The sequence below is a fragment of the Microbulbifer rhizosphaerae genome (assembly GCF_014191725.1).
Lineage (GTDB): Bacteria > Pseudomonadota > Gammaproteobacteria > Pseudomonadales > Cellvibrionaceae > Microbulbifer > Microbulbifer rhizosphaerae.
Genome location: NZ_JACHWZ010000013.1, coordinates 78,612 through 92,967, shown reverse-complemented (window position 1 = coordinate 92,967; position 14,356 = coordinate 78,612). Strand labels below are relative to the sequence as shown.

The following is a 14,356-nucleotide window of genomic DNA, read 5'->3' as shown; positions in this document are numbered from 1 at the left end:
CGCGTTAACGGTGCACTGTCACCGGGTTCCGATAGAGCTACAATGCGCGGTCGGACAATGGAAGAATGGGTTTCCCTATGGTAGGCAAAGTTGCGGACAGGTTACTGGATTTGCGGGGATTGCTGGAAGACCTGGTATCCCAGGGCTATATCAACCGACAGGACGCCAACCGGCTGATCGGCACCCCGCGCACCGCTGAGCAGGCGCAAATGCACCCGCTCAGCTATATCGCCAGCTGTGAACTGGAGAATCGCAAGCGCCCGGGCAAGGTACTGGACGACGGGACCCTCACCCAGTGGCTGGCGGATTCCTCCTCTCACGGCCTCTACCATATCGACCCTCTCAAGGTGAATGTGGCCGCAGTCACCGAGGTGATGAGCTTCCAGTTTGCCAAGCGCCACCAGATCCTCTGTGTGGAGGCTACCAAGGACATGCTGCTGGTAGCCACGGCGCAGCCCTATACCAGCGGTTGGGAAGAACAACTGGAACACACCAGCGGTCGGACGGTGCAGCGGGTAGTGGCCAGCCCGGCGGATATCCAGCGCTACTGTGTGGAGTTTTACTCCCTGGCCAGTTCCATCTCCGGGGCCAGCGGCCTCAAGGGCAGCTCCGGTGCCGGCAATTTCGAGCAACTGCTGGAACTGGGCAAGCTCAAGGACCCGGACGCCGACGACCAGCACATCGTCAATATCGTCGACTGGCTGTTGCAGCACGCCTTCGACCAGCGCGCCAGTGATATCCATATCGAACCCCGGCGGGAGATGGCGCGCATCCGTTTCCGCATCGACGGCGTGCTGCACCCTATCCACGAACTGCCGGACCAGGTCAACGCCGCGGTCACCAGCCGCCTGAAAATTCTCGGGCGCATGAATGTGGCGGAGAAGCGCAAGCCCCAGGACGGCCGCATCAAGACCAAGCGCCCGGACGGCAGCGAGGTGGAACTGCGCCTCTCCACCCTGCCCACCGCTTTCGGTGAAAAACTGGTGATGCGGATCTTCGACCCCGAGGTGCTGGCGCGCTCCTACAGCGATCTGGGCCTGGGTGGCGACGACCTGGCCCGCTGGCATACCATGCTCGGCCGCCCCAACGGTATAGTCCTGGTCACCGGCCCCACCGGCTCCGGCAAGACCACCACCCTGTACACCGGTCTCAAGCAGCTGGCCACCAGCGAAGTGAATGTCTCCACCATCGAGGACCCTATCGAGATGGTGGAGGAGAGCTTCAACCAGACCCAGGTGCACCACGCCATCGGCCTCGACTTCGCCGCCGGCATCCGCACCCTGATGCGCCAGGACCCGGACATTATCATGGTGGGCGAGATCCGCGACCTGGAAACCGCGCAGATGGCAGTGCAGGCGGCGCTCACCGGCCACCTGGTGATCTCCACCCTGCACACCAACGACGCCCCCACCGCGGTCACCCGTTTGCTGGACCTGGGGCTGCCGCACTACCTGCTGAAATCCACGGTGCTGGGGGTGATGGCCCAGCGGCTGGTGCGCACCCTGTGCCCCGCGTGCAAGCGCAAGGACAAGGTCAGCGAGGAGGACTGGCAGGCGCTGGTGCGGCCCTGGAAGGCGCCACTGCCGGACGTGGTCTACCGCCCCGAGGGCTGCCTGGAGTGCCGCAATACCGGTTACCGGGGGCGTCAGGGCATCTACGAGATACTGCCGTTCAGCGAATCCATCCAAGGCCTGGTCACGCCCGACTGCGACCTGCAGCAGCTGCGTCGCCAGGGTATGCGCGAGGGCATGAACAGCCTGCGCCTGTCCGGCGCCAAGAAGGTCGCCGCAGGTATCACCACCGTGGCGGAAGTCCTGCGCGTGGCGCCGCCGCCGGATATCGCGTTTTAATTCCCGGGACCGCGGAGCTGTTTATAGAGCGCTAAGGGCTCCAGCTCCGCATCGGGCCGCAGGCCCGCCTGTAGGAGCGGCCCATGGCCGCGATCGGAACACCGCCAATGCCACTATTCGAAACCTGCCCATCGCAATTCAGCCCGCAACTCGATGACCAGTGGCACCACTGGCGAGAATCCGCGGGCGAAGAACTCACCGCAAAGGCCGAATCCCTGTTGCAGGACAAATCCCTGCAACTGGATTTGGCGCGCAGCTTTATCGGCTCGGACTTCTTCTTCCAGCAGTGCTGCCGTACTCCCGAACTGCTGCCCGATTTACTGCAGAGCGAAGACCTGGGCCTGGACACCTCCGCGCTGGAAAATATCGACAGCGAGGAAGCCCTCGACCGCGAGCTGCGCCGCCTGCGCAACCGCGCCATCGCCGAGGCGATTTGGCGGGATTTCGCCGGCCAGTGGGATATTCCCCGGGTCTGCACCCGCCTCAGCGATCTGGCGGAAACCTGTATTCAAACCGCGCTGGACTGGCACCATCGCGAGCTGGCCGGCCGCTACGGCGAGCCGCGGGACGACAGCGGCAACCCCCAGTCCCTGGTGGTGCTGGGCATGGGCAAACTGGGGGCCCGCGAGTTGAACCTGTCTTCGGATATCGACCTGATCCTCGCGTACCACTCTCCGGGCCACACCGATGGCGAGCAGTCCCTGGAAAACCAGAAATTCTTCCAGCGCCTGGGCCAGCGGCTGATCAAATCCCTGGACGCCATCACCGCCGACGGTTTCGTGTTCCGCGTGGACATGCGCCTGCGCCCCTACGGCGACAGCGGCCCACTGGTGAGCCACTTCGCCGCCCTGGAAGACTACTACCAGACCCAGGGGCGCGAATGGGAGCGCTACGCCATGGTCAAGGCGCGTCCGGTGGCGGGCAGCGGGGCCGATGCCGCCGAGCTGATGGAGCTGCTGCGCCCCTTCACCTACCGCCGCTATATCGACTTCGGCGCAATAGATGCGCTGCGCGAAATGAAATCGCTGATCCAGCGCCAGGTGCGCGCCCGCAGCCTCGGTGACAATATCAAGCTGGGCAGGGGGGGAATCCGCGAAGTCGAATTTATCGTCCAATCCTTTCAGCTGATCCGCGGCGGCCGCGAGCCTGCCCTGCGCGAGCGCAACCTGCTCAAGCTGCTGCCGCTGCTGGAGAGCGACGGTCACCTGGAGCCCGGCGCCGCCGACCAACTGGCGGTGGCCTACCTGCTGCTGCGCCGGATCGAGCACGCGCTGCAGGCGGAGCGCGACCGGCAGACGCAGACCCTGCCGGCGGAGAGCGAGCGCCGCGAACGACTGGCTTTCGCCCTCGGTTACGACAGCTGGGAGCAATTACTCGGCGAACTGGCCGACCGGCGCGGGGTGATCGAGCGGGAGTTCGACACGGTGATCGCGCCGCCGGAGGAGATCGCCGAACCCAGTGCGGCGGAGGAGTGGGAGAGCCTGTGGGCCGGCTGCGGCAGTGAAACCCTGGAAGCGGTCAACCTGCGCACCCTCGGCGAAGCGGGCTTCGCCCCCGCCCCGGCGGCATTGAAGTTGCTGGCGGAACTGCGCGGTGAGCGAATCGTTTCCGCGTTACCCAGTACCGCCCGCGTGCGTCTGGACCGGTTTATCCCCCTGTTGCTGGCGGCCGCCGCACAGGAGGAAAATTCACTGCTGGCCCTCGAACGGGTATTGCCGCTGGTGCGCTCGGTGCTGCGCCGCAGCGCCTACCTGGTGCTGATCAATGAAAATCCCCCGGTACTGAACCAGTTGCTGAGCCTGTGCTGCGCCAGCCCCCGCATCGCTGAGCAGTTGGCCCGCCACCCGATACTGCTGGACGAACTGCTGGATTCCCGCCGCCTGCTGGCACCCGCCTCCCGGGAGGATATCGCCGATGAACTGCGCCGGGAAATGCTGCGCCTGGACCCCGGCGACCTGGAGATGCAGATGGAGGCCCTGCGCCACTTCAAGCAGAGTCAGAGTCTGCGCATCGCCGCCCAGGAGGTGAACGGCACACTGCCGCTGATGAAAGTGAGCGACTCCCTCACCTGGCTGGCGGAAGCGATACTGCAGCAGTCACTGCAGATGGCCTGGCGGCAGATGCTGGAAAAATACGGCGCACCCGCGGGCAGCTCCGATGGGGATATGCGCTTCGCCATCGTCGCCTACGGTAAGCTGGGCGGCCTGGAGCTGGGCCACGGCTCGGACCTGGATATCGTCTTCGTGCACGATGCCGATCCGCAAGAGAGCACCGACGGCGCCACCAGAATCGATAACCTGAGTTTCTACACCCGCCTGGCCCAGCGGCTGATCCACATCCTGCAGACCCGCACCCTCAGCGGCCCCCTGTACGAGGTGGACACCCGCCTGCGCCCCTCCGGCAACTCCGGCCTGTTGGTGACCTCGCTGGCCGCGTTCGAAAAATACCAGCGCGAGAGCGCCTGGACCTGGGAGCACCAGGCGCTGGTGCGCGCCCGCCCGGTGGCGGGCAGCCCGCGCCTCTGCGCCGGGTTTGAACAGCTGCGCCTGGATCTGCTGTGCCAACCCCGAGACGAGAAGAAATTGCGCGGCGAAGTGGTCGCCATGCGCGATAAGATGCGCGCGCACCTGGATAAGAGCAACGGCGGGACTTTCGACCTCAAGCAGGGCCCCGGCGGTATTGTCGACATCGAATTTATGGTTCAATATGCGGCACTGGCCTGGGCGCGGAAAGCGCCGTCGATTGTGCGGTACACCGACAATATCCGCATACTCGAAAGCCTCACCGAGGCGGGCCTGATGCCGGCCCACCAAGCCGCGCATCTGATCGACGCCTACAAAGCCTACCGATCCGAAGGTCATCGCCTGGCGCTACAACAACTGCCGGGAGCTGTTGCCGGTGACCACTTCAAAGCGGAAAGAAAGACCGTGCAAACAAGCTGGCGGCTGCTGCTCGGTTGAGCCCCGCCTAAACTGTTTTTACCGGAATTCCACCCTTGTAGGGGCGGCCGTTGGCCGCGATCGGTACGTGCGAAGATACGAGCTTGATCGCGGCCAACGGCCGCTCCTACAGAAGAGTGGGAACAGCTAGATCTGTAGGAGTTTTCCCATGTCTTTTGCCGACCGCGACGGCACCATCTGGTTCGATGGCGAATTGATCCCCTGGCGTGATGCCCGGGTGCATGTGCTCACCCACACATTGCACTATGGCATGGGCGTCTTCGAAGGCGTGCGTGCCTATCAAACTAAAATCGCCGCAGGCGCTCAGACCGAAAGTGCCACCAGTATCTTCCGCCTGCAGGACCACACGCGGCGACTTTTCCGCTCCGCCAAAATCATGAACATCCCCATGCCCTACGACGCGGAACAACTGAACGAGGCCCAGCGCCTGGTGGTGCGCGAGAACAAATTGCATGAAGCCTACCTGCGCCCCATGGTGTTCTACGGCTCAGAGGGCATGGGCCTGCGCGCCGACCAGTTGCAGGCCCACGTGATCGTCGCCGCCTGGGAGTGGCCCAGCTACATGAGCCCGGAAGCGCGGGAGCTGGGGATCAAGGTGAACACCTCCTCCTACACTCGCCACCACGTGAATATCAGCATGTGCAAGGCCAAGGCCAACGGCAACTACATCAATTCAATGCTGGCGCTGCAGGAAGCGATCCGCAACGGCTGCGAGGAGGCCCTGCTACTGGACCCGGAGGGCTATGTGGCCGAGGGCAGCGGCGAGAATATCTTTATCGTCAGTGACGGCGTCCTCTACACCCCGGAACTCACCTCCTGCCTGGACGGCATCACCCGCAACTCGGTAATCGAGCTGGCCAGGGAGTGCGGCTACCAGGTGGTGGAAAAGCGCATCACCCGCGATGAAGTCTATATCGCCGACGAGGCCTTCTTCACCGGCACGGCCGCTGAGGTGCTGCCCATCCGCATGCTCGACGGCCGCAGCATAGGCGCGGGCCGCCGGGGCCCGATCACCAAGCGGCTGCAGCAGCTGTATTTCGATGTGGTGCAGGGCAAGAGCCAGGCACACCTGGGCTGGCTGACCGATGTGGCTGATCCGGATCTGGAGCTGGCGGCGAATTCATAGCCGGGACCGCGGAGCTCCAGCTCCGCTTGCGGGCCGTGAGGCCCGCTGTAGGAGCCTGCTTGCAGGCGAAGGCTACGAAGCGCTGTAGCCGTTCGCCTGCAAGCAGGCTCCTGCAACGAAAGCCGCACAAATTTTGCTCCTCTCCCCCGCTTCTCATAAAATCCCCGGTTTCACCCGCCGGAGCCGCATTTGAACCCCATCCCGGAAACACTCCCCCAGCAGATCCTGATCGTCGGCCCCTCCTGGGTGGGCGATATGGTGATGGCGCAAACCCTGTTCAAGCTGCTCAAGAGCGAGCGTCCGGACTGCGCCATCGACGTGCTGGCGCCGGCCTGGAGCCGCCCGCTGCTGGAGCGGATGCCGGAGGTGCGCGCCGCAGTGGATATGCCCCTGGGCCACGGCAAATTGGGCCTGGGCGAGCGCCGGCGCCTCGGCAAAGCCCTGCGCGGGGGCGGTTATCGGCAGGCGATACTGCTGCCCAACTCACTCAAATCCGCACTGGTGCCCTGGTTCGCTGGCATCCCCCGGCGCACCGGCTGGCGCGGCGAATTGCGTTACGGTCTGCTCAACGACCTGCGCGTGCTGGATAAAGAGCGCTACCCGCTGATGATTCAGCGCTTCGCCGCCCTGGGCCTGGAAAAGAGTGCAGCGCTGCCGCAGGATCTGCCCTACCCGAAACTGGAAGTAGGTACCGATACCGGCGAACTGCGCGGCCGCCTCTCTCTGGACGCAGAGCGCCCGGTGTTGGCTCTCTGCCCCGGTGCCGAATTCGGTCCCTCCAAACGCTGGCCGGAACAGCACTACGCGGCGGTGGCCGAAGAGCGGATCGGCCGCGGCTGGCAGGTATGGCTGATGGGTTCCGCCAACGACCGCGCCGTCTGCGAACAGATCGTCGAGCAACTGCCCGATGAGACCCGGCAGTGGGCCTTCAACCTCGCCGGTGAAACCGACCTGGCCCAGGCAATCGACCTTTTGGCCGAAGCCGACGGAGTGGTGAGCAACGACTCCGGACTGATGCACGTGGCCGCCGCCCTGGGCCGGCCGCTGGTGGCGGTGTACGGCTCCACCTCCCCGGGCTTCACCCCGCCGTTGGGGGAACGGGTCAGGGTAGTATCCATTGAGGTAGAATGTGGCCCCTGTTTTCAACGCGAATGTCCCCTGGGACACCACAAGTGCATGACCCAACTGATGCCGGATCGCGTTGTCTCCGCCCTCGACCAATTGGCCACCTGATTCCGTGCACGTACTTATCGTAAAAACCTCCTCCCTCGGCGACATAGTGCATACCCTGCCCGCGGTGACCGAGGCGGCGTGCGCCCTGCCGCAACTGCGCTTCGACTGGGTGGCGGAGGAGGCCTTCGCCGAGATCCCCGCCTGGCATCCCGCGGTGCAGCGGGTGATCCCCGTGGCCCTGCGCCGCTGGCGCAGGCAGCCACTGGCCGCGCGCCGCTCCGGCGAGTGGGGGCACTTTCGCGAACAACTGGCCGCGCAACGGTACGACCTGGTGATCGACGGCCAGGGCCTGCTGAAGAGCGCCTTTATCGCCCGCAAGGTGGCCGCGCCCGTGGCCGGTTACGACTGGGCCAGCGCCCGCGAGCCCCTGGCGAGCCTCTTTTATCAACGCAAATACACCGTGGCCAGAGACCAGCACGCGGTGCTGCGCCTGCGCCGGCTGTTCGCCGAGGCCCTCAGCTACCGGCTCTGCGAAGAGGCGGTGGACTGCGGCCTGACGCGCAGCGCTTTTGCACGGCCGGCCCCGGTGGGCGACTCGCCCTATGTGGTGTTCCTGCACGGTACTACCCGGGAAGACAAGCACTATCCGGAAGCCTACTGGCGCGAACTGGTCGAACAGGCCGCGGATTGCTACCGGGTGCTGCTGCCCTGGGGAAATAAGATCGAGCGCGAACGCGCTCTCCGCCTGGCACGGGGAGTGGAAAACGCCGCGGTGCTGCCGAAGATGAACCTGGCGGAAATCGCCGGCACCATCGCCGGCGCCGAGGGTGCGGTGGCCGTGGACACCGGCCTCGGCCATTTGAGCGCAGCACTGGGCACCCCGGCGGTCTCCCTCTACGGTCCCACCTCCCCGAGACTGGTAGGTGCATACGGCGCCAACCAGCGCTACCTCTGCGCCGAGGACTTTCCTCCCGGCGATGCAGATGTAAAGCCGGCCATTTTTTCCGGCCTGACCCCGGCCAGGGTATGGGACGAACTCCAGGCCGCAATACAGGAAGCCCGCTAATGCACCTCGGAATGGCGCTATTCAAATACTTCCCCTTCGGCGGATTGCAAAAGGACTTTCTGCGTATTGCCGAGGAGGCGCTTGCGCAAGGGCACAGAGTCACCGCCTTTACCCGCCAGTGGCGCGGTGACAAGCCAAAGGAGCTGGAACTGGTGTTGGCACCCTCTGGTTGGAAAAAAGGTGGCTGGCAGAACCATGTGAAAGACCGCAATTTTGCCCGCTGGCTGGCGTCGGTGCGGGGCGACTACGCCCTGGATGCGCTGCTGGGGTTCAACCGCATGCCGGGGCTGGATTTCTATTTCGCCGCCGACCCCTGCTACCGGGCCAACCGCGCGCAGAGCTGGCGCAGCCGCTTCAGCCCGCGCGCGCGGCATTTCCTCGATTTCGAGCGGGCGGTATTCGCCCCGGAGCTCGGCACGCAGATTTTCACTCTCACGGAAAAACAGAAGCGCGAGTACCGCGATTGCTACGGTACCGAGGAAGAGCGCTTTACCCCGGTGCCGCCGGGAATCGGCCGGGATTTTGCCTATGACCCCCAAGCCGCAGGGGCCGCGCGGCAGTTCGTGCGCGAGCGGGTCAACGCGGTCGAGGGCGACGTGGTCTTTCTGCATGTGGGCAGCGACTTCCGGCGCAAGGGGGTGGACCGTTGCATCGAGGCCCTGGCCGGACGCCCCCGCGCGCGCCTGGCGGTGCTTGGCCAGGGCGGGGCAGACAAGTACCTGCGCCAGGCTCAGGCACTGGGTGTGGCCGACCGGGTTCACTTTGCCGGCCCCTCCGAAGAGGTGCGCCAGTGGATGATGGGCGCGGATGTGCTGCTTCACCCGGCTCGGGAGGAGGCCGCCGGTATGGTGTTGGTGGAGGCGCTGATCGCCGGGCTGCCGGTGATCGTCTCCGGTTGCGCCGGCTACGCCACCCATATCGAGCGATCCGGCGCGGGTCGGGTACTGGCCGAGCCCTTCTCACGGGAGCAGTTCGGTGAAGTACTGATGGAAGCGCTGGACGACGGCGTGCGCAACAGCTGGCATAAGTTTGCGCTCACATATAGTAAGGAGGCCGATCTGTATAATCTCGGCCCGGTGGTGCTGGAGAAAATCCGCTCCGAGTTGGAGGCGCGAAGGAGTGATTGAACTGACCGGGCCCTTTGCGGATCTGTGGCGCGACCGGGACCCCTTCGAGGAACTCTGGACCACGCCGGGGCGGGATTTCCGCACCATGCCTGGGCGGCGTACCTTCCGCTTCGAGTTCAATGGCAAGGCCTATTTCGCCAAGCTGCACAGCGGTGTGGGCTGGCGGCATATCCTCGGCCAGTGGCTGCGCCTGCGCCGCCCGGTGGTGGGAGCGGCCACCGAGCTGCGCGCTATCCGCCGGCTGGAACAGCTGGATCTGGCCACCATGAAAGTGGCCGCCTTCGGCGAGCGCGGTTGGAGCCCCGCGCAGAGGCGCTCGTTTATTGTCACCGAGGCGATAGAGCCCTCCATCAGCCTGGAAGACTTCTGCGGCGACTGGCCCCGGCGCCCGCCGTCGCGGGCGCTGAAATGGCAACTGATCGCGGAGGTGGCGCGTATCGCGCGGCGCATGCACTGCGGCGGGGTCAACCACCGGGATTTCTACCTTTGCCATTTTCTGCTCGACAGCGAGCGGCTGGAGCACGGCGATATCCGGCTGTCGTTGATCGACCTGCACCGGGCGCAGGTGCGCGGGCGCACGCCAAACCGCTGGCGGATCAAGGATATCGCCGGGCTGTGGTTCTCCGCGGTGGATATCGGCCTCAGCCGCACCGATCTGCTGCGTTTTGTGCGCGGCTATGAAGGTTTGGGCGAGGGCGAAAGCCCGGCGGACACGCTGCGCCGGCGGCAGCGCTTCTGGGGCAGCGTCGCACAGAAGATGGCCCGGGTGCGTGAGCGCGAGGCGCGCAAGCGCGCGGCGGGCGTTAAACGATAGGTTTAGATTAGAGATTAATGACGCCGACTTAAGTGCGGAAGGCTTTTTCGTAGGGTGGATAAGCGAAGCGCATCCACCGCGGTCGGACATTGGAGCGGCGGATGCGCTTCGCTTATCCGCCCTACGGGAGCTAGTGCTATCAGGTTTTGAGAGAGATTTATGGCGGATTCCATCGCACAACAGCTGCAGCAGATGGCCGCGCAAGTGGTGGCGCGGGACTGGCAACTGCCCGATGACGGCAGCTGGCACTGGGTGCAAAGTTCGCCCTACGCCCGGGTGGCGCGCATCCGCCTGGACGGGCGGGAGTTTTATTTCAAGGCTTTTCTGTCGCGCACGGGGCTGGAGCCGCTAAAGACCGCCCTGCGCGGCAGTCGCGCGGCGCGCTGCTGCAAAAACACCCGCAAGTTGCTCGAGGCGGGCTTCTCCGCGCCGCGGATCCTCGCCGCACAGACTGCCGGGGCCGTGCCCTGGATCGTGATGGAGAGCATCTGCGGCGTGGCCTGGGCGGATTATCTGGCCAGCTACCTGACCCGGCCCGAGAGCAGGGAGCGACTGCACTGGAAACGCCAGTTGATCACCGACCTGGGGTCGCAAGTGGGGCGGCTGCACAGACTGGGCTTTGCCCACGGCGACCTGCGCCCGTTCAATGTGCTGGTGGACAGTGTCGCTCGGCAGCCGCATTTTCACTTTATCGACAACGAGCGCAGCCGCCGCATGCCCTACCTGCGCGAGCGCGAGCGGGTGCGCAATCTGGTGCAGATCAATATGCTGCAGGCGCCCCAGATACAGCGTACCGACCGCCTGCGTTTCTGGCGTGCCTACTGCGCCGCCGCCGGCCTCTCTGCGCGTGCCGAGCGGCGCCTGCGCGCGCTGGTTGGCAGGCGCCTGGCGGCCCGCATGGCCGGGCGCCCCGCCGGCAAGATCATCGGCAACAGCTCCCTGTCCACTGAGATATTGGAATATCTCCCGGGATGATATGTGACCACTGAACTTTCCCAATACAGATATTGGCGCCGCGGCGGTTGTCGCGGTGTGCTGCGCGCCGGGCACCTGGATGAAAATCTGTTGGTGGACTGGCTGCATGGTCGCTGGCCGGTGGCCTGCGAGCTGCTGAAGTCGGAAGCGCGGCGCGCTACCCGCCGTGTGGAAATCGGCGGCCAACTAATGCTGGTCAAGCAATACCGGCACCGTCCGCTGCTGCCCGCGCGCGCGGCCGCTGTGCACCGCACCACTTTGCGTTTGCAACAGCTGGGTGTATCCGTACCGTCGAGCCTGGGCTATGCCCGCGGCGGTGGACATTCGATACAGGTGGCGCAATGGCTGGAAGGCGCAACGCCGCTGCTATCCTGCGCGGGCACGCCGGGTGTCGAGGAAAAGCTGGCGCCTGCGATCGAAGGATTGTTGGCGCAGGTGGCGGCGATGCACACGGCGGGCCTGGTCCACGGGGATCTCAAGTGGGGCAATATACTCCGGCGCGGAAATGAAACCTGGCTGGTGGATCTGGATTCGGTATCCCGCGCGCGCCCGGGGCGCAGTGGCGCGCGGGACCTGGCGCGTTTCCTGGTGGACTGCGAGGAGGCCGGTTGCAGCGCGGACTTCGTCCATCGGGTACAGGCGGTTTACGGTGAACAACGCGGTTGGGACCCGGCGCGGGTGCGGCGCTGGATCGCCGCGGATTACCGCAAGATCACTGAACGGCACCGGCGTCGCTACGGAGCGGGTCACCGGCTGTAACGGGCGCGTCTTTGCGCCGAGCCCGGGCGTGTTCCGCCAACAGCACCGCTACCGGCAGGTGCACCAGCAGCCACAGTGCCTTGGGGGATTCCAACAGTTTGTCGCCATCCACCATAGTGGCTCCCAGCCCCACCAGTAGCAGAGCCACCCAGGGCAGCAGCCGCTCCACTTTCAGCGAGGCGCGCAGAATCAGTCCCAGTACCGAGAGATAGGCCGCCAGGCCCAGCAGGCCGCCGTATACCACCCAGGCCATGTAGATGGAGTGGGGATGGTGGAGATTGTGCGTCGGTTCGAGTGTTATTTGCGGGTTAACCCCCAGGCCGCAGCCAAAGAGTGCGCTGCAGCTCTCCACCACCCTCTGCCACTGGGCCAGCCAGATGTCCGGGCGGTAGGACATGCCCCTGGCCAGCAGCGGCTGCCAGTCGACCACCAGTGCCAGCAAGCCCAGCGCCGCGGCGCAGGCCAACGCCAGCCAGCGCAGTCGCGGCAATACCAGCAACAGGCTGCCGATACAGACTCCCACCCCGAGCAGCGCGGTGCGCGACTGGCTGAGGTAGATAATGCCCAGGTTGACCGCCACAGCCAGCAGCAACAGCAACCGGTAGCGGCGACTCCAGCCGTGCCATTGCACCAGTGCGGCGGCGGAGAAGGCCGCGGCAATCGAGCCGAAGAATATCGGGTTGGAGATGCGGCTGGCACCTACCAGGCGCGCTTGGGGAAAGTCATGTGCGCTGTAGAACCAGAGCATATTGCCTATCGCCGCCAATGCAATCAGCAGTGGCGCTGCGGGAATCACCCAGCGGGACAGCGGCTTGCCGCTGCGGACCAGTACGAAGATCACCAGCCCCAGGCCGTAGAGATAGAACAGGCGCTTCAGATTGGGGACGAATTCTTCGCTGTACTCGATGCTCCAGGCGTAGCTGAGCAGTTGGTAGCCGAGCAGCGCATACCAGAGATTGACCAGCGGACTGCAGTGGAAATCCCTCAGCGTCTCCCGATCCAGTGTGAACACCAGGGGCAGCAGCACCAGAGTGTAATAAATATTGTTGACCGCCTTGGTGCTCAGGGGCAGCAGGAAGGCGGCGAGAAAAATCATAAAGCCACAGAAGAGAAAATGTGCGGCGCGCTCGGGGTTGCGCCTCAAAGGGATGGAGAACTGCATAAACCGGTTTCTGTCTCGAGCTTCTGCGGAGCTCTTATTGGGATTGTGAGTCTGCGAGCTGGGGGGCTTCCCGAAGCCACTGGTGCAGTTCCAGTTGGCTAAGCTGCTGTTCGATGGCGCCGAGGCTGAAGTGGCTACTGGCAAAGGCCAGTTGCTCGGCGGCCAGCGCTGCCCGCGCGTCGTCGTCCAGCTCTGCCAGTGCCAGCATGCGTTCGGCAAAACTCCCGGCATCGCCGGGCTGTGGGCGCCAAACACGGGAGTGCACAACTTCTCGGGCGCCGCCGGCGTCGCTGGCGATCACTGGTACGTCCGCCGCCATCGCCTCCAGCAGCACCATGCCGAAGGACTCGCGCCTGGAGCTGAGCACGAAACAATCGAAGGCGCGGAAGTAGCGCGCAGCATTGTGTACCACACCGAGAAAGTCGACCCGGGTGGCCACGCCGAGTTCCGCGGCGAGCCGTCTCAGCTGTGTTTCCAGTTCGCCCTGTCCGAGGACACACAGCCGTGCAGACGGCAGCTCCACGGAGATCCGTGCGAAAGCGCGCAGCAGGGTGGCCTGGTCCTTGTGCGGGTGCAGGCGGCCCACATTGCCGAATACCCAGGCGTCGTCGGGCAGACCCAGGGCCTTGCGCGCGGCGACCCTGTCCAACTGCCGGTCGCGCAGGGTATCGAAATCGACATAGTTGTACAGCGTCTGCACACGGGAGTGCGCCGCCGCCGGCAGGCAGCGTCGCAGGTCGTCGCGGGTAGCGTCGGAGACTCCCAACAGATGCACCCGGCGCCCGAACAGTTGAAACAGCAGGCGGCGGCCGTGGCGCTGCAGTTGTCCCAGGGCGTGGGCCACCCCGCTCACCTTGAGCGACGGCATGGTCAGTTGCAGCAGGGTGGCCAGATAAATGGGCTTCCAGCGGTGTGCTACCACCAGGCTGACGCCCTCCTCGCGGCACAGGCGGCGCAGGCGCAGCAGCAGGCCCAGCTTAAGGCCGCGCACATCCTGGGAGCGCAGTTCCAGAAAAACGGTCTTGTCGGAATTGTGCGATTGCGCCAGTGCCTCGTCCCGGGGGCGGGTGAGGAAAACGGTGACCACCCGCGCGCCCTGCCGTTGCATCAGTTCGGCGTACTGCTGGCTGATATCCACAAAGGGCATGGTGTAGCAGTGGCAGAGTTGCAGGACGGTAACAGGCATAGGGTGTCTCAGTACTCGGGCGCCCGTCGGCGGGGCGGCAATATAGTGCGGCATTCTAACCGCACAGGACAGCGCTATCTAGGAGCCCGTGGGTCCCCGTATTTCCAAGCGTGTCACCTCTGGCACATTTTGCTTGTGTTAAACTCCCCGGCTTTGAT

General features: G+C 64.9%; 11 protein-coding genes. 9 read left to right on the top strand and 2 right to left on the bottom strand.

Features of this window, described 5'->3' with window-relative positions:
- Positions 1-77 precede the first annotated feature (77 nt).
- The 9 genes from tfpB to FHS09_RS14225 all read left to right on the top strand — a co-directional run bounded on the left by tfpB (position 78) and on the right by FHS09_RS14225 (position 11,850).
- Positions 78-1,850: a type IV pilus assembly ATPase TfpB gene (tfpB, locus tag FHS09_RS14265; RefSeq protein WP_183461051.1), complete on the top strand. Its 1,773-nt coding sequence runs from the start codon at positions 78-80 to the stop codon at positions 1,848-1,850.
- A gap of 107 nt (positions 1,851-1,957) precedes the next feature.
- Positions 1,958-4,810 carry a bifunctional [glutamate--ammonia ligase]-adenylyl-L-tyrosine phosphorylase/[glutamate--ammonia-ligase] adenylyltransferase gene (gene glnE, locus FHS09_RS14260; protein ID WP_183461049.1) on the top strand — a complete coding sequence of 951 codons (2,853 nt, stop codon included), beginning with the start codon at positions 1,958-1,960 and terminating at the stop codon, positions 4,808-4,810.
- 148 nt (positions 4,811-4,958) lie between these two features.
- Positions 4,959-5,936, top strand: coding sequence for a branched-chain amino acid transaminase (locus tag FHS09_RS14255; protein ID WP_183461047.1), 978 nt, complete (start codon positions 4,959-4,961; stop codon positions 5,934-5,936).
- Between the two features lie 189 nt (positions 5,937-6,125).
- Positions 6,126-7,169 carry a lipopolysaccharide heptosyltransferase II gene (gene waaF, locus FHS09_RS14250; protein ID WP_246395039.1) on the top strand — a complete coding sequence of 348 codons (1,044 nt, stop codon included), beginning with the start codon at positions 6,126-6,128 and terminating at the stop codon, positions 7,167-7,169.
- 4 nt (positions 7,170-7,173) lie between these two features.
- Complete coding sequence (waaC, locus tag FHS09_RS14245) at positions 7,174-8,175, top strand: lipopolysaccharide heptosyltransferase I (RefSeq protein WP_183461045.1); 1,002 nt, start codon at positions 7,174-7,176, stop codon at positions 8,173-8,175.
- 11 nt (positions 8,176-8,186) lie between these two features.
- Positions 8,187-9,302 (top strand): glycosyltransferase family 4 protein, encoded by a 1,116-nt coding sequence (locus FHS09_RS14240; RefSeq protein ID WP_221192009.1) that lies wholly within the window; start codon positions 8,187-8,189, stop codon positions 9,300-9,302.
- Complete coding sequence (gene rfaP, locus FHS09_RS14235) at positions 9,295-10,116, top strand: lipopolysaccharide core heptose(I) kinase RfaP (protein WP_183461041.1); 822 nt, start codon at positions 9,295-9,297, stop codon at positions 10,114-10,116. The genes FHS09_RS14240 and rfaP overlap by 8 nt, the downstream gene beginning before the upstream one ends.
- A gap of 159 nt (positions 10,117-10,275) precedes the next feature.
- Positions 10,276-11,091, top strand: coding sequence for a lipopolysaccharide kinase InaA family protein (locus FHS09_RS14230; RefSeq protein WP_183461039.1), 816 nt, complete (start codon positions 10,276-10,278; stop codon positions 11,089-11,091).
- Between the two features lie 3 nt (positions 11,092-11,094).
- Positions 11,095-11,850 carry a lipopolysaccharide kinase InaA family protein gene (locus tag FHS09_RS14225; RefSeq protein ID WP_183461037.1) on the top strand — a complete coding sequence of 252 codons (756 nt, stop codon included), beginning with the start codon at positions 11,095-11,097 and terminating at the stop codon, positions 11,848-11,850.
- Here the strand turns inward: FHS09_RS14225 and FHS09_RS14220 are convergent.
- Together FHS09_RS14220 and FHS09_RS14215 are read right to left on the bottom strand one after the other, a co-directional pair.
- On the bottom strand, positions 11,804-13,012 hold the full coding sequence (locus tag FHS09_RS14220; protein ID WP_183461035.1) for an O-antigen ligase family protein: 1,209 nt from the start codon (positions 13,010-13,012) through the stop codon (positions 11,804-11,806). The genes FHS09_RS14225 and FHS09_RS14220 overlap by 47 nt on opposite strands.
- A gap of 34 nt (positions 13,013-13,046) precedes the next feature.
- Positions 13,047-14,198 (bottom strand): glycosyltransferase, encoded by a 1,152-nt coding sequence (locus tag FHS09_RS14215; RefSeq protein WP_183461033.1) that lies wholly within the window; start codon positions 14,196-14,198, stop codon positions 13,047-13,049.
- Between the last annotated feature and the right edge of the window lie 158 nt (positions 14,199-14,356).